General features: G+C 55.1%; 19 protein-coding genes. 16 read left to right on the top strand and 3 right to left on the bottom strand.

Going from position 1 to position 19,520, the window contains the following annotated elements:
- Nucleotides 1-46 precede the first annotated feature (46 nt).
- Genes VJ369_RS06520 through VJ369_RS06505 form a run of 4 tightly spaced genes read left to right on the top strand, consistent with a single transcriptional unit; the run spans nucleotide 47 to nucleotide 3,483 of the window.
- Nucleotides 47-1,024, top strand: a complete 978-nt coding sequence (locus VJ369_RS06520) for an ABC transporter substrate-binding protein (RefSeq protein WP_324091281.1) — start codon at nucleotides 47-49, stop codon at nucleotides 1,022-1,024.
- Complete coding sequence (locus VJ369_RS06515) at nucleotides 1,021-1,854, top strand: ABC transporter permease (protein ID WP_324091280.1); 834 nt, start codon at nucleotides 1,021-1,023, stop codon at nucleotides 1,852-1,854. The genes VJ369_RS06520 and VJ369_RS06515 overlap by 4 nt, the downstream gene beginning before the upstream one ends.
- Nucleotides 1,851-2,624 (top strand): ABC transporter permease, encoded by a 774-nt coding sequence (locus tag VJ369_RS06510; RefSeq protein ID WP_324091279.1) that lies wholly within the window; start codon nucleotides 1,851-1,853, stop codon nucleotides 2,622-2,624. Before VJ369_RS06515 ends, VJ369_RS06510 begins: the two co-directional genes overlap by 4 nt.
- On the top strand, nucleotides 2,614-3,483 hold the full coding sequence (locus VJ369_RS06505) for an ABC transporter ATP-binding protein (RefSeq protein WP_324091278.1): 870 nt from the start codon (nucleotides 2,614-2,616) through the stop codon (nucleotides 3,481-3,483). Before VJ369_RS06510 ends, VJ369_RS06505 begins: the two co-directional genes overlap by 11 nt.
- A 114-nt stretch (nucleotides 3,484-3,597) precedes the next feature.
- Here the strand turns inward: VJ369_RS06505 and VJ369_RS06500 are convergent, their stop codons facing one another.
- Both VJ369_RS06500 and VJ369_RS06495 read right to left on the bottom strand, forming a co-directional pair.
- Nucleotides 3,598-4,347 (bottom strand): IclR family transcriptional regulator, encoded by a 750-nt coding sequence (locus VJ369_RS06500; RefSeq protein ID WP_324091277.1) that lies wholly within the window; start codon nucleotides 4,345-4,347, stop codon nucleotides 3,598-3,600.
- 84 nt (nucleotides 4,348-4,431) lie between these two features.
- Entirely contained in the window at nucleotides 4,432-5,013 is a 582-nt protein-coding gene (locus VJ369_RS06495; protein WP_324091276.1) for a PadR family transcriptional regulator, read from the bottom strand.
- Between the two features lie 113 nt (nucleotides 5,014-5,126).
- Between VJ369_RS06495 and VJ369_RS06490 the strand changes: the two genes are divergently transcribed.
- From VJ369_RS06490 to VJ369_RS06440, 11 genes are all read left to right on the top strand, one after another.
- Nucleotides 5,127-6,221: an aromatic ring-hydroxylating dioxygenase subunit alpha gene (locus VJ369_RS06490; RefSeq protein ID WP_324091275.1), complete on the top strand. Its 1,095-nt coding sequence runs from the start codon at nucleotides 5,127-5,129 to the stop codon at nucleotides 6,219-6,221.
- Between the two features lie 29 nt (nucleotides 6,222-6,250).
- A complete protein-coding gene (locus VJ369_RS06485) occupies nucleotides 6,251-7,261 on the top strand; it encodes a PDR/VanB family oxidoreductase (RefSeq protein ID WP_324091274.1) in 1,011 nt (336 codons plus the stop codon).
- Between the two features lie 95 nt (nucleotides 7,262-7,356).
- Nucleotides 7,357-8,715: an MFS transporter gene (locus tag VJ369_RS06480; RefSeq protein ID WP_324091273.1), complete on the top strand. Its 1,359-nt coding sequence runs from the start codon at nucleotides 7,357-7,359 to the stop codon at nucleotides 8,713-8,715.
- 459 nt (nucleotides 8,716-9,174) lie between these two features.
- Nucleotides 9,175-9,648, top strand: coding sequence for a DUF3237 family protein (locus VJ369_RS06475; RefSeq protein ID WP_324091272.1), 474 nt, complete (start codon nucleotides 9,175-9,177; stop codon nucleotides 9,646-9,648).
- Between the two features lie 724 nt (nucleotides 9,649-10,372).
- A complete protein-coding gene (betT, locus tag VJ369_RS06470; RefSeq protein WP_324091271.1) occupies nucleotides 10,373-12,640 on the top strand; it encodes a choline BCCT transporter BetT in 2,268 nt (755 codons plus the stop codon).
- 177 nt (nucleotides 12,641-12,817) lie between these two features.
- Complete coding sequence (locus tag VJ369_RS06465; protein ID WP_324091270.1) at nucleotides 12,818-14,029, top strand: thiolase family protein; 1,212 nt, start codon at nucleotides 12,818-12,820, stop codon at nucleotides 14,027-14,029.
- A 43-nt stretch (nucleotides 14,030-14,072) separates the two neighbouring features.
- Nucleotides 14,073-14,744 carry a 3-oxoacid CoA-transferase subunit A gene (locus tag VJ369_RS06460; RefSeq protein WP_324091269.1) on the top strand — a complete coding sequence of 224 codons (672 nt, stop codon included), beginning with the start codon at nucleotides 14,073-14,075 and terminating at the stop codon, nucleotides 14,742-14,744.
- Nucleotides 14,744-15,400 (top strand): 3-oxoacid CoA-transferase subunit B, encoded by a 657-nt coding sequence (locus VJ369_RS06455; protein ID WP_324091268.1) that lies wholly within the window; start codon nucleotides 14,744-14,746, stop codon nucleotides 15,398-15,400. Before VJ369_RS06460 ends, VJ369_RS06455 begins: the two co-directional genes overlap by 1 nt.
- 80 nt (nucleotides 15,401-15,480) lie before the next feature.
- Nucleotides 15,481-16,284: an IclR family transcriptional regulator domain-containing protein gene (locus VJ369_RS06450; protein WP_324091267.1), complete on the top strand. Its 804-nt coding sequence runs from the start codon at nucleotides 15,481-15,483 to the stop codon at nucleotides 16,282-16,284.
- A 517-nt stretch (nucleotides 16,285-16,801) separates the two neighbouring features.
- Nucleotides 16,802-17,452 (top strand): alpha/beta hydrolase, encoded by a 651-nt coding sequence (locus VJ369_RS06445; RefSeq protein ID WP_324091266.1) that lies wholly within the window; start codon nucleotides 16,802-16,804, stop codon nucleotides 17,450-17,452.
- A gap of 65 nt (nucleotides 17,453-17,517) precedes the next feature.
- Nucleotides 17,518-17,811, top strand: coding sequence for a DUF6966 domain-containing protein (locus tag VJ369_RS06440; RefSeq protein WP_324091265.1), 294 nt, complete (start codon nucleotides 17,518-17,520; stop codon nucleotides 17,809-17,811).
- A gap of 97 nt (nucleotides 17,812-17,908) precedes the next feature.
- On the opposite strand, the gene VJ369_RS06435 is transcribed toward VJ369_RS06440, so the two are convergent.
- Nucleotides 17,909-19,009, bottom strand: coding sequence for an ABC transporter permease (locus VJ369_RS06435; protein ID WP_324091264.1), 1,101 nt, complete (start codon nucleotides 19,007-19,009; stop codon nucleotides 17,909-17,911).
- A 79-nt stretch (nucleotides 19,010-19,088) separates the two neighbouring features.
- On the opposite strand from VJ369_RS06435, the gene VJ369_RS06430 reads away from it, so the two are divergent.
- On the top strand, nucleotides 19,089-19,520 hold the full coding sequence (locus VJ369_RS06430; RefSeq protein ID WP_324091263.1) for a MarR family winged helix-turn-helix transcriptional regulator: 432 nt from the start codon (nucleotides 19,089-19,091) through the stop codon (nucleotides 19,518-19,520).

The following is a 19,520-nucleotide window of genomic DNA, read 5'->3' as shown; positions in this document are numbered from 1 at the left end:
CCACCGGAACCGCAGCAAGTAATTGCACCATATGGGAGAAGTAGTCATGAAACACTCGATTAAGCTAGCCGTTGCATCCTTGGCGGTACTCGCACTTACTGCCTGCAGCTCTGGATCGCCTAGCGGCGGAGCTGCAGACGAATCAGGCGACGCAAATGGTGCGCTGGATAAAATCACCGTCGGAGTGATTCCCATCGTCGACACCGCGCCGATCTGGCTCGGCGACAAGCAGGGATTCTTCGCTGACGAAGGACTTGACTTGGAAATTGAAACCGCCACGGGCGGCTCGGCAATTGTTCCGGGGATCCAGTCGGGAAGTTACGACTTCGCGTTCTCAAACTTCATTTCTGTAATGGTCGCCAATGACAAGGGCCTAGACATGAAATTTGTGGCTAACGGTATTTCCACCACTGGAGACACCAAATCTGACGTCGGCTCTGTCATTGTCAAGGCTGACTCAAAAATCGCTTCACCAAAGGACCTTGCAGGTAAAAAGGTCTCGGTGAACAACCTTTCCAATATCGGTGACACCACCATCAAATCCATCGTTAAAGCAGACGGCGGTGACCCTTCGAGCGTTGAATTCGTAGAGGTTCCATTCCCAGATGCTCCGGCTGCCCTTGAAAACGGTATCGTTGACGCAGCGTGGATCCTGGAGCCCTTCCAGAGTGTGGCCCTTGATTCGGGCGCGAAGATGCTCTCGGCAAACTTCGCTGAATTTGATCCAGAACTGGACGTCGCCGGTTACTTCACCTCAACCGAATATGCCGAAAAGAACCCAGAAGTAACCGAAAAGTTCACGCGTGCCATGAACAAATCTTTGGATTACGCGCAAGAGAATCCTGACGCGGTCCGCGACATCGTTGGAACCTATACAAAGATCGATGACGCAGGGCGTGCCGAGATGGTCCTTCCGCGTTTCCGCTCAGAATTCAATCGTGAAGCTGCGCAGAAGCTCGGCGACGCAGCGCAAAGCTTCGGGACTCTGTCAAAGCCAGTTGACCTGGACAAGCTGCTTCCATGAGTACCGTAACCACCAAGCCGGCGCGAGGTATAGGAATCCGGCGGAAAACCACCAAGGCCAAGGTGCCCAATGCGGTCTGGGGTTTGATTGGTATCGTCGTGTTCCTCGGGATTTGGGAACTGTTACCGGCTCTTGGCATCGTGAAACCGGAGTATCTGCCACCCGCCTCGGAAGTACTGGTCGCCCTGGCCAAGGACTTCACCTTGACCGCATTCTGGTTGGCAGTGGGTGAAACCATGCTCGCATGGTTCATTGGACTATTAGTTGCGGTGCTCCTTGCCCTGGTGCTGGGGCTGGTCATCGGAATGTCGAGCTTCCTGCGCAGGGCCACCAACTCCACCATTGAGTTTCTGCGCCCTATTCCGTCGGTAGCGCTGATTCCGTTGGCGGTGCTGCTCTTTGGCACCAAAATTGAATCCTCGCTGATGTTGATCATTTACGCCTGCTTCTGGCAGGTGCTGATCCAGGTGCTCTACGGTGTAGCGGACGTTGATAACGTGGCGATGCAGACGGCACGATCATATGGTTTTTCACCGTTCCAGCGGATCCGCGACGTCATCTTCCCCACCATGCTTCCGTACCTGATGACAGGTATTCGGCTCGGAGCTGCGGTGGCATTGATCCTGGCTATTACGGCAGAGCTGATCATTGGCTCACCCGGTCTGGGTAAAGAAATCCAGCTGGCCCAGTCAGGCGGTGCCATCGCTGGCATGTATGCATTGATTGTTGCCACCGGGCTTCTAGGTGTGCTTATCAACGTAGGCATGCGCCTGGTTGAAAAGCGCATCCTGTCATGGCACGTCTCAGTTCGTGGGGAGATCATCGCATGAAAACTCTCACGTCTCTCCTCTATATTTTGGCGCTTCCAGTTCTGCTGATCCTCTGGTGGATTCTTGCTACCGCGGGCGGGGCAAGCTTCTTCGTACCCACCCCGGCAGACTTAGTGAAAACCTTCATTGATACCTGGATCGGCGAGCGTATGTTCACCGACGTGTTGCCAAGTATCCGCCGGCTGCTCATTGGCGTCGTGGGTGCGATTATTCTTGGAGTGCTGTTGGGGCTACTTGTTGGTCTAAACCGCACCGCGCGTGCCATCACCGAGCCGGTCTTCGAATTCTTCAGGGCACTTCCACCACCGGTATTGATTCCCGTGCTGATGCTGCTGGTCGGTATCAACGACGGAATGAAAGTTGCGGTCATCATCTCCGGTGCAATTTGGCCGGTGCTGCTTAACACCATTGAAGGTGTGCGCGCGATTGACCCGGTACAAAACGAAACCAGTCGTTCCTATGGGATTAGCGGATTCGCGCGAATTCGTTACCAGATACTGCCGAGCGCCATGCCGACTATTATGGCTGGCATTCGCCAGTGCCTGTCAGTAGGTCTGATCCTCATGGTCATTTCCGAAATGTTTGCCTCATCCTCCGGATTGGGCTTTGCCATCGTGCAATTCCAGCGGTCCTTCGCGGTTCCCGAAATGTGGTCTGGCATCGTGGTTCTCGGGTTGATCGGTGTCATCATGTCGTTTATTTTCCAGTGGATCGAACGCCGCGTCTTGCGTTGGTACAACGGTCTGAAAGAGGTTGAAAATGCTGTCTAATTCCAATGGCACCACCGGTGGACGGACGCTGCCCGAAGGTGAAGCGCTGCTATCGGTGCGAGGATTGAAGAAGGTTTATCACACCGACGGTGGCGATATTGAAGCGGTACGCGACCTGACCTTTGACCTGGGACGCGGAGAACTCGTGTGCTTGGTTGGACCCTCTGGTTCCGGTAAGACCACCTTGCTCAAATGCATCGCAGGACTATTGGGTGCTACGAGCGGTGAAGTACTGCTCGATGGTGAAAAGGTCACCGGACCGCCAAAGAAGATGGCGGTAGTTTTCCAGGAGTATGGCCGCTCCCTGTTCCCTTGGCTGCGTGTGGCGGACAATGTTGAATTGCCGTTGAAGAATGCCGGGGTGCCCAAGGCTGAGCGTAAAAAGCTTGTGGAGGAAGCGCTGGACGCGGTGGGCCTTAGCCACGTGCCGCGCTCTTACCCTTGGCAGCTTTCTGGCGGTATGCAGCAACGCGTGGCGATTGCCCGTGCCGTGGCTTACGAGCCTGAGGTGTTGCTGATGGATGAGCCTTTCGCAGCCGTTGATGCGCAGACCCGCGCGGATCTTGAAGACCTGATCCGCAACGTCTGGAAAAAGCTGGGCGTGACCGTGCTGTTCGTAACTCACGATATTGATGAGTCGATCTATCTAGGTGAACGTGTGATTATTTTGTCTTCCTCACCGACGGTGGTGCAAGAAGATATTGTCATTGATTTGCCTGCGGAACGTGATCAGTTGGAGACTCGGTCACTGCCGCGTTTTACCGAGTTGCGTCACCATGTTTATGCCGAGATTCAGAAGGCTAAGCAGGGGCACCGTCCGGAGGAAGCGAAGACTACATTCCTGACTAATCCGAAGTAGTTTTTATGCACCTTTCCTGTTGCTGATGTTGGCCTGATTGATTCCTGAAAAGGTGTTTAATCAGGCCAACAGACGTTTAACCGGGAACAGTATGGGTGCTGGTTGAGCCAGCGTTTAAGCCTTATTTGTTAGTAGCAGTGCGCGCGAGATTCCTCTAACCGCGGTGCGCAGTGCCATGGCAGCGGGCTGCAACGACGATGAATCACGGGGGACTACCACCGATAGAACGGCTACCTGGTAGCCAGAACTATCCAGAATTGGCGCCGCAGCTCCGGTCGTTTCAGAATCGATGTACCCATCGAATGAGGCGTATCCATTGCGTCTGATCTCGGCCATTTCTGCTCGAAAGTTCGGGTGCGTTGATTCCATAATTTCTTGGTGGCGCGTCAGGAACTCACGGATAACTTCTGGACGTGAGAAGGCAAGCAACGCCATCCCCATCGAAGTGCTGTGTACCGGCATGCGACCGGCCACGTTGGCCTTGTTGACTACTGAGCCGGGACGAGAGAGCCGTTCAATGATCAGCACTTCATCTTGGTGGAGCATTGAGAGCTGCGTATTCTGCCCTAGGAGCTGGTTGATGTCTTCCATAAAAGGTAACGCAACTTTACGCAGATCCTGTGTGGTGGTGCTTCGGTTTGCCAATTCCCATAACCGTAGTCCGAGGCGGACCTGGCCATCTTTATTCCGTGCCAGCAAGTCGTGGCCAACTAACTCATCGAGCAGTCGATACATGGTGGCTTTGGGAATTTCTGCCCGGCGGGCCAGCGCAATGACGCTCAGAGACTGATTTTCTGAGTCAAAAGAATCCAGGATCCGCACTAAACGATCCAGCATTGAATCCCCGCTGGGTGAATTTGCCATGGTTCTACTGTAAATCAGTACGGTGGCCAGGCTCATTAGCGGGTACGAATATCCCCTGTCCAGATTGGAATGAGATGTGGCGGACTAGCCGTTGAGCTTGTCTACAAGTGCCAGCCCACGGCGTGCCCACGCAATCTCGGCTTCGGCCTGAGCGATCAGTCCTTCATAAGTGAAGCGTTTATAGGCACGGGTTTTTTCTTGGTCTTCCTTCGGCGTGTGCGCCAAGCGCCGTGCCAGCATGCCACTGGTCCCGTCTTCAATTTCCTTCATTGTCTGTTGCCACTGAGACAGCAAGGAGCTGTGGTGATCGATATGCGCCAACAAATGCTCGCGCGCTGCGTTAGGTTCCGCCCACTCCAGATAAGCGGCTTTTAGGTGAGCGGGGTCGCGAGTGCGAGCATATTCCAGAGGCGTGTTCATCCAGCTCTTAAAAGCCTCTCGGCCAGCGGGCGTGACGTGATATTGGCGTTTCTTGCCACGCGGGCCCCACGGAATGTCTTCCCCTTCGAGCAGACCTTCGGCTTCCATGCGTTTGAGCGTTGGGTAAATCTGTGAATCTGGGGCATGCCACACATGGCCGACTGAAGCTTCGAAGTGCTTGTGGAGATCATAGCCAGTCATTGGCTCAACTACGAGCAGGGCTAGCAGCGCGTTTGGGAGGCTCATGAAAACTTTCTCTGGTGTAAAGGTCTTGCCAATAACTATATACATAGTTAGTCTGTGATTCGGAACACTCACTATCTCGATAGTTAGTTTCTCACACTCTGGGAAGGAACACCATGACAACCACCGCTGCAACCAGCTCCACCACTAACAAGGTCCTGCCTCACCCGCTCAACGCGTGGTACGTCGTCGGCTGGGATCACGAGATCACCCGAAAGCCGATGTCCCGCCGCATAGCTAACCGTCCGGTAGCGCTATACCGCACCGAAGATGGCAAGGTTGTGGCGCTGGCTGATGCGTGTTGGCATCGCTTGGCGCCGTTGTCGATGGGCAAAACTGTTGGTAAAGATGGGATCCAGTGCCCGTATCACGGCATCGTCTACAACTCTGCCGGACGCTGTGTTTCCATGCCAGCGCAGGAAACCATCAACCCTTCGGCAACCGTGCCTTCTTTCCCAACAGTGGAGCGCTATCGCTACGTCTGGATCTGGATGGGAGATCCGACTTTGGCTGATCCAGAATTGGTACCGGACATGCACCAGATGACTTCGGAACAATGGGCCGGCGATGGGCTAACCATTCATGCGGCCTGCAACTTCCAGCTGGTGCTAGACAATCTAATGGACCTGACTCACGAAGAGTTCGTTCACTCTTCCACTATCGGTCAGGAAGAGCTCAGTGAATCTGATTTTGTGACGGTGCGCGAAGGCAACAAAGTGACTGTCACCCGGTGGATGCACAACATCGATGCCCCACCGTTCTGGTTGAAGAACATGCGAGATAAGTTCCCTGGTTTTGAGGGCAAGGTGGATCGTTGGCAGATCATCAATTTCGAGGCTCCCTCGACCATCAGCATTGACGTGGGCGTAGCTAAAGCGGGTACCGGCGCACCGGAGGGTGACCGCAGCCAGGGAGTTAACGGATTCGTAATGAACACCATTACCCCGGAGACTGACAGGTCATCGCACTACTTCTGGGCCTTCATGCGCAACTATTGCCTCGACAGCCAGCTGATCACCACGCAGCTGCGTGACGGCGTGCACGGTGTCTTCGGAGAAGACGAGGAAATGCTCAAGGCGCAACAGGCTGCCATCGATGCCAACCCTGATTATGAGTTCTACAACTTGAATATTGACTCCGGTGGCATGTGGGTACGCAGAATTCTCGAAGCCATGCTGGACGCCGAGGGGCGTCTGCCCTCAGCAAGCTAATGAGCGTTTAGAAAGAGCGAGAGAAAACCATGGCAGCGACAAACATTGAAACCTGGCAATCAGCCACCGTGATTGAGACCATCGAGGTGGCACAAGGCATCCTGCGTATCGTGCTTGAACCTACAATGCCGGTCAAGGCCGAGCCTGGAACGCATATAGACCTCATGGTGCAGATCGACGGGGAAATCGTAAAACGGTCCTATTCAGTCGTAGAGTCCAACCAGACGGGCACTCGTCTAGCGCTTAGCGTGATGAAGGCGCCGCTGTCACGTGGCGGTTCGATTTTCATGCATTCCCTGCGTCCGGGGCAAACGCTGGAGATTACTCAGCCACTGCAGAATTTCCCGTTACGCGTCGGCGCGCAGCGCTACATTCTGCTTGCCGGTGGTATCGGTATTACCGCTATCGCGAACATGGCCGCCGTCCTGAAACAGCTGAAAGCAGACTACACGCTGGTCTATGCCGGGCGTAGCCGTCAGTCCATGGCTTACCTGGACGAGCTGACCGAGCTACACGGACAGCGGCTAGAAGCCCACATAGACGACGAGGGAAGCGCGCTGAAGGTCAACGAGCTCGTGAAGCGGGCAAGCGAAGGGACCGAGGTGTATATGTGCGGCCCTATCCGGTTAATGGATGCAGTTCGACGCAACTGGATTGAGCGCGAATTGGATCTGCCTAACCTGCGTTACGAGACTTTTGGCAACAGCGGGTGGTATGACCCTGAGGAGTTCACCGTCCGAGTCCCCAAACTAAACCTTGAAGTCACGGTCCCTCAGGGACGTTCCATGCTTGAAGCATTGGAAGATGCCGGCGCGGATATGATGTTCGACTGCCGTAAGGGCGAATGCGGACTGTGCGAAGTGCGGATCCTGGAATTATCAGGGACTATCGACCACCGAGACGTCTTTTACTCCGAACGTCAGCAACGGTTATCGACCAAGATGAACTGCTGTGTCTCGCGTGCTGTGACCTCAAAAACCGGTGCACAAACCGACACATCAATGACGGGCCCCGCCATCATCACCATCGAACCAAACTAGAGAACACCAAAAAACACCAACTAACGTCCTCTAGGGTTCCCAAGCGGGGAAGCCCTAGAGCGTTGGAACGCGCCTAAAAATGGAAGAACTCTGCAATGAATATCAAAGAACGTATTGATGCTTCGCCCATGACTGCCTTCCAATGGGTAGTGGTGGGAGTTTGCACCTTTCTGAACGCCTTAGACGGGTTTGATGTGTTGGCGATGGCCTTCACCGCCAACCAGGTCTCCAACGAATTTGGCCTGAATGGTGCTCAGCTCGGCGTCCTACTCAGCGCCGGGCTACTCGGGATGGCAGCTGGATCACTCTTCTTGGCGCCTTTCGCCGATATCTTCGGCCGGCGCCCAATGCTGCTATTCACCACGGCGCTCACCGCAATCGGCATGTTTCTGTCAGCTACGGCTGATGATGTCACGCAATTAGGTCTTTGGCGTGTGATCACCGGATTGGGAGTGGGCGGCATCCTCGCCTGCACTAATGTCATTACCAGCGAGTATTCCAACAAACGCTGGCGTGGCATGGCGGTCAGCATCTATACCGCAGGGTACGGAGTCGGTGCCACCCTCGGTGGCATGGCCGCAGTATCCCTCCAGGCTAGCTTTGGATGGCGTTCGGTATTCATTTTCGGTGGAATTTTCACCACCGTTGCGTTTATATTGCTACTAATTGTGGTTCCAGAGTCTGTAGATTTTCTACTTACAAAAGGTACCGATAGGGCCGAAGCGAAACTGCGAGTCCTTGCACGTAAACTACGTTTGGCCGCAGATACCGTCCTATTCTCTTCCAGCGCACGAGGAACAGCTGCGGGTGGGGAAAAGGGACAACTATTAACAGCCCTGTTTTCCCCTGCGAACCGCCGCGCCACCAGTCTGATCTGGGTTGCATTCTTTGCCATCATGTTCGGCTTCTACTTTGTTAACAGCTGGACGCCTAAACTGCTGGTTACCGCTGGCATGACCGAAAGCCAAGGCGTAATTGGCGGACTGATGCTGACCCTGGGCGGAACCTTTGGAGCCTTGTTGTTTGGCCTCTTGACCACCAAGTGGCAGACGCGCAAAGTCTTGCTCGGTTTCACTGTGTTTTCCTCCATCACCATGGTGCTTTTCATCTCTGCGGTAGGTATCTTGGCACTCGCATTCGTGATGGGTGTTGTCGTAGGCATGCTCATCAACGGTTGCATTGCCGGCCTCTACACCTTGGCGCCCGCCTCTTATAAGCCGCAGACGCGAAGCACCGGGGTGGGCTGGGCTATTGGTATTGGCCGATTCGGCGCGATTCTTGCACCGCTGGCGGCTGGGACATTGCTTGATGCCTCATGGAGCGCGGGCCAACTGTATCTGGGGGTAGGCCTGGTCGTGCTCATCGCCGCCGTTGCCATTGGATTCATGCGACCACTGGCTACAGCTGATATGGAAACAACTTCTCAGGCCAATGCTCTGGAAACGGCAGACTAGCTTTCGGTGGATCCGGTTCCCAGATCGAAGGCTCAGCGTAAAAATGAAGCGGATATGGCTACGGTTCAAGTGCATGTGAGATAACCACGCTCAACTAGGCGATTCGAAGTCAGTCGACAAGCGAGGAAATCGCTGCGCGCTTGAGAACTCAATTCACGATTCGCTTACGACGTATGTCAACGAATAAGCCTTCTACCCAGATGCACAGATTCGACACTGGCAGCACCTTTCAGTGGACTGTAAAACCGAAAGGTGCTGCCATATTTGCTCTGGAAACAGCTATCCCGATCGGCCTACACGAAGTTGTAACCTCTAAGGTGGCAGGCGGCCAAAGAGTCAAGATAATACGCGTGTCTCCATCAACGTGTAAGAACGTAGCATCGAAGTGAGCGTGAACCGCCAAGTCGGTTTGCTGGGGCAACATTATGTTGAATCAAAGCTAGTGGAAGGATTCTTCTCATGACAATTATTCCTACTTCGCCTGTCCTTGATTTCGTGGCAACAATTGACGTTGAAGTCAGTGAAACAATCACCATTGGTAACACCGCTCAAGGCATGCGCCGAGTTGCTCCGATCCGGGGCGGTACCGTGAGCGGTCCGCAGCTGGAAGGACGTGTGCTTGATGCGGGCGCGGACTTTCAGCGATACCCATCCCCGGACCTGGCGTATCTGGAAGCGAATTATGTCCTGGAGCTAGAGGATGGGCACCGCATACTGGTTGAGAACCGCGCGATACGTACGGCCGCAGCTGAGGATCTTGAGCGCATGATGGAAGGAGAACACGTGGACCCTTCGCGTGTTTATTTCCGGTGCATACCTGCGCTCTCTGCCGATGATTCTGGGCCATTTGCCTGGCTGAATCGCACATTATTCATAGGTGCCGGTGAACGGCATGCCCGCGGCGTGCGAATTGATGTGTTCCGGGTTCGGTAGAAATCCGCGCTAACTATGGGTTGGGTGCCGAGGTATGTTGGCACTCGGTTCCTAAGCCATTTTAGTTTCACGCAGGCTCTAGAACGAGATGCCGGGACTGTCTACGACTCGTCCGGCAAAGCCCTTAGCGAGCCCGAGGCCGTATCTTGCGAGGTGGCCATCGCGAACTGGGATGAGGTTGGCTTCAATAAAAATGGTAACTTCATCGGTTCGAGCTGCGCTCTAGCGGTCACCAATGCTGGCTTTGAAAAGGCGTCTGTTGGAAACCGCTGGATCTCACGTCCGAAGCTCGGGAACGCCTAAATACCAATTGGTTCCATGCTCGGGTTGCGGACGATTCCGCATGATTGGCGACGAGCTGCTTTTCCATTGATCCGAGGCCCAAGGTCAACTTCAGACTCGGATCAACCGGTTTAATGGCTCTTGGACCTGAACTTTCATCACTTTTGGGTGATCTTGGATAAGGGCAGCGGCTACTGCAGACAATGGGCGTTTTATCCTCGACATACGTGCAATTCCCAGGAGTGGCACCGAGCTAGTGAATGTTTAGACGACCAATATTATTTTCAATTGGTTAGTTCTCAGCGCCGGTAACCCCTACGATGAAATTTGAAGAGACGTAACGGCGTACTGCGCGAATATGCCCGCATTGTTGAATTCCAGTCATCGGTAGTTGATGGCTGGATTTTAGCTACAGTGTGGACTCTAATTTCAGGAGGACTACATGGCTGACCCCCACGATGCTTCGGAGGAAAATAAAGACAAACTCCAGCCCACTGTGGAGCGCAGCCAATTCGGCGTCAGCAAGAAGCCGAAAAACCCTGTTGCCGAAGAATTTCGAGCCCCGATTACTAGTTCGGAACTGAGCAAAGGGCCTGAAGAACTCACGGAACAGCGCGGTACCAAGGTTAACTGGCGTGTTTTTGTAATCTCTTCGGTATTGATCTTGGCGTTTTCCTCGTGGGCGATGTTCGCACCAGATAACGCTGCTTCCACGATGGCTAATACTGTTGCCTGGATTTCCACCAACCTCGGCTGGTATTACGTCTTAACCGTCACTCTGGTAGTGCTTTTTGTCCTGTGGGTGGCGTTCTCGAAGGAAGGCAGCGTCCGTTTAGGACCTGACCATTCTCGTCCTCAGTACAATTTGGTCACGTGGGTGGCCATGCTCTTCGCTGCCGGCGTGGGTATCGATATGTTGTTTTATTCGGTGACCGGTCCGATTACCCAATTCATTACTCCTCCCGCAGCCGATCCTGAATCGGCAGCGGCGGCTCAGGATGCGGTGGTCTGGACCATGTTCCACTACGGGGTCGCCGGTTGGTCCATGTATGCACTACTGGGTATGGCCATGGGCTATTTTGCTTACCGCTGGGGAATGCCGTTATCGATCCGCGCAGCGCTATATCCACTTTTGGGCAAACGCGTGCGTGGGGCCACCGGGGATGTTATCGACATTTTTGCGTTGGTTGGCACGGTCTTTGGTGTCGCAACCTCCATGGGCATCGGCGTGGTTCTGCTCAACGTTGGGTTTGCCTCGATTTTCGGGCTTCCTGAAGGGCTGGGTCTGCAGATCGCCTTGGTGGCGGTGGCGGTCGTGATGACCATTGCTGCATGTACCTCGGGGGTGGATAAAGGTATCCGCATCATCTCGGAGTTGAACCTGTGGTCTGCCGCGGCAATGATGCTTTACATCTTGGTGACGGGCAAGACTTCGTTCCTGCTGTCCGCCTTAGTCGAGAATATTGGACGTTTCATCTTTACGTTCCCCGAACGAACCTTGCAAACCTTCGCCTATCAAGATGACGGGTCGCAGTGGATGGCCAGCTGGACCCTCTTCTTCTGGGCTTTCTGGTTGGCGTGGGGACCATTCGTCGGAATGTTCTTGGCACGAATATCGCGTGGGCGCACCTTACGTGAATTCGTGATTGCAGCTATTACTGCACCGGTGTTATGCGACTTCTTGATCGTGTCGATTTTCGGAAACAGTGCGTTGAAGATGGTGATGGATGGCAATAGCGGCTTTGCCCAAGAAGCCATCGACTCCCCAGAGCATGGCTGGTACAGCCTTCTGGAAATGTTCCCCGGTGCTCCATTCTTGATTGGACTCGCAACGCTCTCTGGACTACTTTTCTACCTGACCAGCGCCAATTCAGGCGCCATGGTGATGTCTAACTTCTCATCCACGATTCCGGACCCGTCACAGGACGGCCCCAAGTGGCTGCGAATTTTCTGGGCTTTACTGACCGCGGTGCTTACCGTGGCCATGCTTGTGGCCGGTGGTGTCACTACGATGGAACATGCCACGTTGATCTTCGCGTTGCCGGTGACGATCATTGCCTACTTGGTCATGGCTTCGTTCTCCAAGGTTTTGAGAATGGAGCGTGCTGAGCGTGAGGGCCGGATGAATCGTCGGCGGTCTACGGCTGCGCATGGAGGTGCCGCCCCCGATAAGACCTGGCGTCAGCGTCTGGCGCAGTTGCGTTCTTATCCGTCGAACAAGCAGGTTGCCCGCTACGTGGACAAGGTAGTTCATCCTGCTATGGAAGAAGTGACTCAAGAGTTCATGAAACTTGGCTACCATGCCGAGCTGACTACCACCCCTAACGAGCAGACGCAGATCTCCGAGCATGCGTTGGTTGTTTACATTCCCGAGCACCGTAATTTCCACTACCAGGTAGCCGCAGTGGAAGCGCCGGTGCCGATGTTTGGTGCGCGTTCAATGTCGCGGGAAATCGATGTGTATTTCAGACTTGAAGTTTTTACTCAAACGGGTACCGAAGGCTACGACGTGATGGGCTTGGATAGAGAACAAGTTATTAACGACGTACTTGACCGTTACGAAGCGCACTTGTCGTTCTTGAAGTACTCCACGGAGCATGATTCCGCCTCGGTGCTAACCCCGCCAAGGCCAGCTACCGGCATGGTGCCGCAAGTTGATTCTGCCAAGCCGTCCGAAGGCGATGGGTCGGAAGAAAAGGATAAGTCCTAGGAAAAATCGCCCACAAAGAATTCGGAAGTCCACGGAAGCCTGCTTTCACTGAAAGCAGGCTTCCGTGGACTTTCTTTGTTCGTTACCTCTTGAAAACGCAGACCACTCACTGCTAAAGTTCGTATTACGAACATAAGTTCGCAGTGCGAACAAAAATAGCGATGGAGTAGTGGATAAATGCAGCAGGCATACCTATACGACGCAATCCGAACCCCCTTCGGGAAGATCGGCGGAGCGCTGTCCTCCCACCGTCCCGATGACCTCGCAGCGCACGTAGTGCGAGAGCTGGTGGCTCGCGCCCCCAAGCTCGACGCCAGCTCCATCGATGAAGCGATCTTCGGTAACGCCAACGGCGCCGGTGAGGAAAACCGCAACGTGGCACGCATGAGTACCCTGCTGGCTGGTCTTCCTACCTCGTTACCAGGGACCACCATGAACCGGTTGTGCGGTTCTTCGCTGGACGCAGCCATTGCGGCCTCCCGCCAGATCGCCACCGGCGATGCTGACTTAGTCTTGCTCGGTGGAGTCGAATCGATGAGCCGTGCCCCCTGGGTTCTGCCAAAGACCGAACGCCCTTTCCCGATGTCCAATCTAGAGCTGGCCAATACCACCTTGGGCTGGCGTCTCGTTAATCCGGCGATGCCTGGTGAATGGACCGTTTCTCTGGGTGAAGCCACCGAGCAGCTGCGAGAAAAGCACGATATCTCGCGTGAAGATCAGGACGAATTCTCGGCCCTTTCCCACCAGCAGGCGGCGGCCGCATGGGATGCCGGAAAATATGACAACCTCGTCGTTTCGGTTCCACCAGCAAATAAGCGCGGAACCGAGCTCACGCGGGATGAAACCATTCGTGCTGATTCCACCGCAGAAACCTTGGCCAAACTACGCACGGTATTCCGTACCGGCGAGAACGCCACGGTGACTGCAGGGAACGCCTCGCCAATGAGCGACGGTGCCTCGGCAGCCTTCATTGGTTCTGCCCGTGGCGGCGAGCTGCTAGGCGCCGCTCCCTTAGCCCGTATCGTCTCCAACGCTTCCTTTGCCTTGGACCCGCAGTTCTTCGGCTTCGCCCCGGTAGAAGCGGCCAATAAGGCAGTGGCCAAGGCCGGTCTGAAGTGGTCCGATATTTCAGTCGTTGAGCTCAACGAAGCTTTCGCTGCACAGTCCTTGGCCTGCATTCGCGCCTGGGATATTGACCCAACCATCGTCAACGCATGGGGCGGCGCGATCTCCATCGGCCACCCACTGGGTGCTTCGGGGTTGCGCATCTTGGGTACCGCGGCACGCCGTCTGCAGGAATCCGGCCAGCGCTACGGTGTGGCAGCGATCTGCATCGGTGTCGGCCAAGGGCTGGCAGTAGTTATCGAGAACGAAAACGCAACCAAGTAGTCTCCGGCTACTGGATTTCGCAAATCTTTAGAAAGGCAAAAACATGGCACCACGCATAGCTAGCTCGGCTGCGGACGCCGTCGCCGAAATCAAGGACGGTTCAACTGTCTTGATCGGTGGCTTCGGTAACGCAGGACAGCCGATGGAACTGATCGACGCGCTGATGGAATGCGGCGCCACGGACTTGACCGTAGTGAACAATAACGCCGGTCAGGCTGACGCTGGCCTCGCATTGCTGATCAAGGAACGCCGGGTGAAGAAAATTATCTGCTCCTTCCCGCGCCAGTCAGACTCCTGGCACTTCGACGAGGCCTACCGCGCCGGGGACATCGAACTTGAACTGGTTCCGCAGGGAAACCTCGCAGAGCGTATCCGTGCCGCAGGTGCGGGCATTGGCGGATTCTTCACTCCCACCGGTTACGGCACGTTATTGGCCGAAGGCAAGGAAACCCGAGTTATTGATGGCAAGGGTTATGTTCTGGAAACCCCGATCAATGCAGACTTCGCGCTGATCAAGGCACTCAAAGCTGACACTATGGGCAACCTGGTGTACCGCAAGACCGCCCGTAACTTCGGTCCGATTATGGCTACCGCCGCCAAACAGGCCATCGTTCAGGTGGACGAGGTAGTCGAGGCAGGCAACCTGGATCCTGAAAACGTCATCACCCCAGGGATCTATGTAGATACCGTTGTGGCACTTGGAGGTAACAAATAATGAGCAATTACTCCAGCACGCAAGAAAAACTCAGTCGCGATGAGATGGCTCAGAAGGTCGCCGCGGATATTCCATCCGGTGCCTTTGTGAACCTGGGAATTGGCCAGCCGACTAACGTCTCAAACTTCCTGACCAGTGAACAGGGAGTCACCCTGCACACCGAAAACGGCATGCTGGGTATGGGGCCGGTAGCTACCGGGGAGGACATTGACGAGGATCTGATTAACGCAGGCAAGATTCCGGTCACCGAACTTCCTGGCGCCTCTTTCTTCCATCACGCTGATTCCTTCGCAATGATGCGAGGCGGGCACTTGGACGTTTGTGTACTTGGAGCCTTCCAGGTTTCCGAGGCCGGCGACCTAGCGAACTGGCACACCGGCGCTGAGGGCGCGATCCCTGCGGTCGGCGGCGCCATGGATCTGGCCATTGGTGCGAAACAGACTTGGGTCATGATGAGCCTGTTCACCAAGTCCGGCGAATCAAAGCTGGTAGAGGCGCTTTCCTACCCGGTCACCGGGCTTGGCTGCGTCTCGCGAATCTACACCGAGGTAGCAATCTTTGAATTACGAGATTCAAAGGTCTTCGTACGTTCCGCACACGGAATCAGCTTCGAAGAACTGCAGTCCAAGGTGCCGGTTGAACTGACCAAGGCCTAAAACACAGTAGATTAGTGGGGGTGCTTGACCAGTATTTTGTGTAAGGCACCCCCACTTTTCAATACCAGCGGGCCGTTGTGATGGTCTGTGCAAGGAGTTTCGTGAGCGAGCAAGGTGCAATTACTTCCTCCGTGCAGTCTTTGGCGCGCGGGCTTCAGGTGATCAGCAGCTTTGATGTGGACCATCCGGCAATGACGCTGTCTGAGGTTGCCGTGCGAACCGGGCTGTCCCGCGCCACCGCGCGCCGGTTCTTATTGACCTTGCAAGAACTTGGGTATGTCCGCTCGGACGGAAAGTACTTCGAACTGACCTCCAAGGTTTTGCAGCTGGGCTATGCGTACCTCTCTAGCGCAACGCTGCCGCAGCTCATTGAACCGGTCTTGGAGGAATTGTCGGCTAAGGTGCACGAATCTGCGTCGGCATCCGTGCTTGATGGCTCTGACATCGTTTATATTGCCAGGGTCCACACCCGTTCGATTATGCGCGTGGGAATCTCGGTGGGCACCCGATTCCCAGTGCTGAATACTTCCATGGGCAGGGTGCATCTGGCCTACCAGAGCCAGGAAAAGCAAGCTGCCATTGTGTCTGCCGGGGTACCGGCGGCAACCGGTGTGGGTATCGACAATCCGCAGGATTTGCTCGCGGAACTGCACAAGATCCGCGCGCAAGGATATGCCGTAGTGGATCAAGAATTGGAGATCGGGTTACGCTCGGTCGCCGTACCGGTGTTCGGTCCCGACGGAAACGTGGTCGCTGCAATGAATGTGTCGATGAGCGTTCACCCGAATACCCTAGAATCTGCCGTGCAGGCCGCACAGAAGATCTTGCCTGAGCTGCTAAAAGCTTCGCAGCAGGTACGTGAAGCCCTGGCTGCAAGCCGATAAAAGAGTCAAGTGTAAATAACCTTGACGTTCGCTGCTGAAGTGCCAGCGTGGAGAACGCCGGGTGCTCGTCGCTGACCGGAAACTTCGAGCTATTCATTGCCTGAGAAAACACCTCGGGATGCTCTTAATCGCTAAAATAGCTGCCGCTGCTCCCTGCAGCGCCGCGCCTAGCCGAGGCGGCAGAGCTGAACTCAGCATTTTCCGGACCCTCGGTGGCTGCAAAGTTGGGCACTCATATATATGCCACCGGGGTACGCGAGATGCCAGTGCGTTCCGAGAAAACGAGCGGATTTTTATACTGAACGCGATTATCCGTCACAAGTTCGCTAATGCCTTCTAATGCTGGAGCCTTGAGAGGAAAGCAGTCTGAACTTGTGGAATCGAAGCATATTACTTGAATCTTCAATAAATTACGGTATTCTAAACTTGTTGAAGAATCGGCCAATATGCGAGGTACTCCAACTTTCTTCCACCGCGGGGCCTGACCTGCGAGCAACTTATGAGGAGCTGACCTGCCATGAGCAATCTATTAAGTGACGTGCGTTCTGCCAATTGGAGTAGCGATCCGCAATCTGCGGCCGTGCTGGTCTTCCTGCATGGGTATGGCTCCAACGAAAACGACTTGAGCTCGCTGGCTGAACCGCTGGGCTTGGACCTGCCATGGGCTTCTCTGCGGGCACCGTTGGAACTGGGGCAGGGTGGCGCGGCATGGTTTCAAATCACCACTCCTGGCGTACCTGATGAGGCTCCGGTTCGCGCGGCTACCGAGGCTATCTGGGCCTGGGTCGATGAAAATGTGGATCCAGAAACTAAGATCGTTCCCATCGGGTTCTCGCAGGGTGGTCTGATGGCAAGCCAGTTGCTGCGAACCCGCCCGGAACGCGTACTGGCCACGACAATTCTTGGTGGTTTCGTCCTCGGCGGGGAACAGTCAGCCGACGCTACGCTCGCGCAACAGTTGCCGGCGGTGTTCTGGGGCCGCGGATCCGAAGACCGGGTGATCGCGCAGGTTGCAATCGAGCGCACCGCCGAATTTTTGCCTCGTCATTCATCGTTGACCCAACGCATCTATCCCGGCTTGGCTCATGGGATTAATGTGGATGAACTGAACGATGTGCGCAGTTACGTCAGCACGCAACTAGGCGCTGGCTCGGTCGGCGAAATCTGAGCTAGGCAAATAGTTTTACGTGCTTCCTTAGGTTTTGGTGCAGTGCACGCAGGTAATCTTGGCTCATGGCCACTATGAATCAGGCGTTGGTGGAACTCCACGCGGCGATCGCAAAACTCCATCGTGCCGCCGCACATGATCACGATTCGCGGCGAGATCATGTGGCGAGTTGGCTTGACGATCTTTTTGTTGATATCAAAACCCGCGAGCAGTTGTCTGAGGCATCGGGCGAAGCCTTGGGACTGTACCGTGGCGGTATGGGCTCATTTCATGATGTGGGCACCGCTGTGATGGCAGAAGCGGTGGATGGGCTAAATCGCGCACTGCACGCGGCCCATGGAAAACTCCTGCGCGGCTAACCAAGTGTGCGGTTCCGCGCAAGCGGGACGTACTCGACGATGCGAAAGGTGCGGCTAGCGCCATCGTGGCACTTGACCGCACAGCGAACCGTTTCAGCTACGCCGCAACGGTTTCTTCGACTTCTTTGATCTTTGCATTCTCAATAGCTAGGCGAGTTTTGCGCACGCTCCAGGTGTGGGTCAGAATGATCAATGCAACCCCGGGAACGAGCCACAGAATCAGACGCAAGATATCCATACCGATCGCTTGATCTGGGAAGTAGACCAGGGTTTGCACCGCATGTAGCCACCCCGCGCCGTTCCAGAAGGTATTCAATGCGCCATAAAAGCCAGGCTGCATTTCCGGTTGAAAAATTCCACCTGAGCTGGTGAAGTTCAGGGCGACGAAACACAGGGTCAGTACGGGTGTGGTCCAGTGCCGCAAGAGGGGATGTAAACCTAGGCCTAGCAGGGTGATGCCAGCTGCATAGGCCCAGGAAATTAACCAAATCCCGGCGTGATGGCTGTTGATGACCTGATATATCGGTCCGGCAATCAATACCGCAATCGAAGCCACCACCGCTGCGGCAACTGCCGCCATGGCAAAACGAACCGGAAGGTTGACCTTGCCCATGAAGCCTGCAAGTGGCACCGCACTGGCATAACCACCGATACTCAGTGCCACCAACAAGAAGAATAGCCCCTGACCGGTGCTGTCTTGTTCTCCGGTGGGAACCACATCTTCGATGTGGAATCGCTGTCCCTGCTCAAATGCAAGATTCATGAAAATCTTCTGAGCGATGTTCAGCGATGTTTCCGAAGCTGCACTGGAGGCGAAGAGGGTTGCCATCGAGTCCTTGGTTTCGTAGGCTGCCACGATCTCTCGCTGCGCGACAAGCTTTTCAGCGCTCCGGGCGTCAGGTACGGTGCGCACGCTCAGTGCTCCGTCTGCCTTGTCCTGAAGGGACTGTGCGAAGACCTTGGACTGCGCAGAATCACCAACGACCGCCACCTGTACGTTATGGGGTGCAGGTGCGTGGAAAGCACCTAAGTAGAACAAGCCCATAATCGCGCAAAGGAAAAATGGGATCAGCATGGTCAAAACCAGCTTCCCCCAGCCAAGCTTCGCGGGCTCCGCTGCGGAAGACTTCTTTGGCGTGGGGGTGCTTGCGTGTCTAGAGGAAGGAGTTTTAGCGGGGGAGGTATCAGTGAGAGTCATTAGAGTTAAAGAATACTCACAATGTTGCATTATGCAACATTGAAAGTGTGGTTATTGCGCTACGTACTAGACTCGGACTATGGGCACCGAACAGCGCGAGATCGATATCCAATCGGTCTACCTACACATGCAGATGATCACCCGACGTGCCAATGCGCGCGCTCGGCAGCTGGCTGAACCGCTGAGTCTGGTGGAGCATTCGCTTCTGCGATTTATTGCAGATACTCCCGGAACCCGGGCCACTGACATCGCTGAAGCCTTCGCATTAAACCGTTCGACAGTCTCCCGGCAGGTCGGTACGCTACTGGATTTAGGCTATGCCGCCTACGACGACGCGGAGGCAGGTCGTGGTCGCGTACTAGGGCTGACCGATCTGGGACGAGAACGATTAGAAGCTTCTGCCGCAGTGCAGCGCGACGCGGTTAACGATCGCTTAACGGGCTGGAGCGAAGAGCAGATCTCGTCATTCGCGGCGGCGTTGGAACGCTATAACCTAGCTGATTCACAGTAG

The organism is Glutamicibacter sp. (genome assembly GCF_035257265.1).
In the GTDB taxonomy this organism is placed as follows: domain Bacteria; phylum Actinomycetota; class Actinomycetes; order Actinomycetales; family Micrococcaceae; genus Glutamicibacter.
Note: the sequence above shows the minus strand (reverse complement) of the source record. Positions and strands in the feature narration are given on the sequence as shown.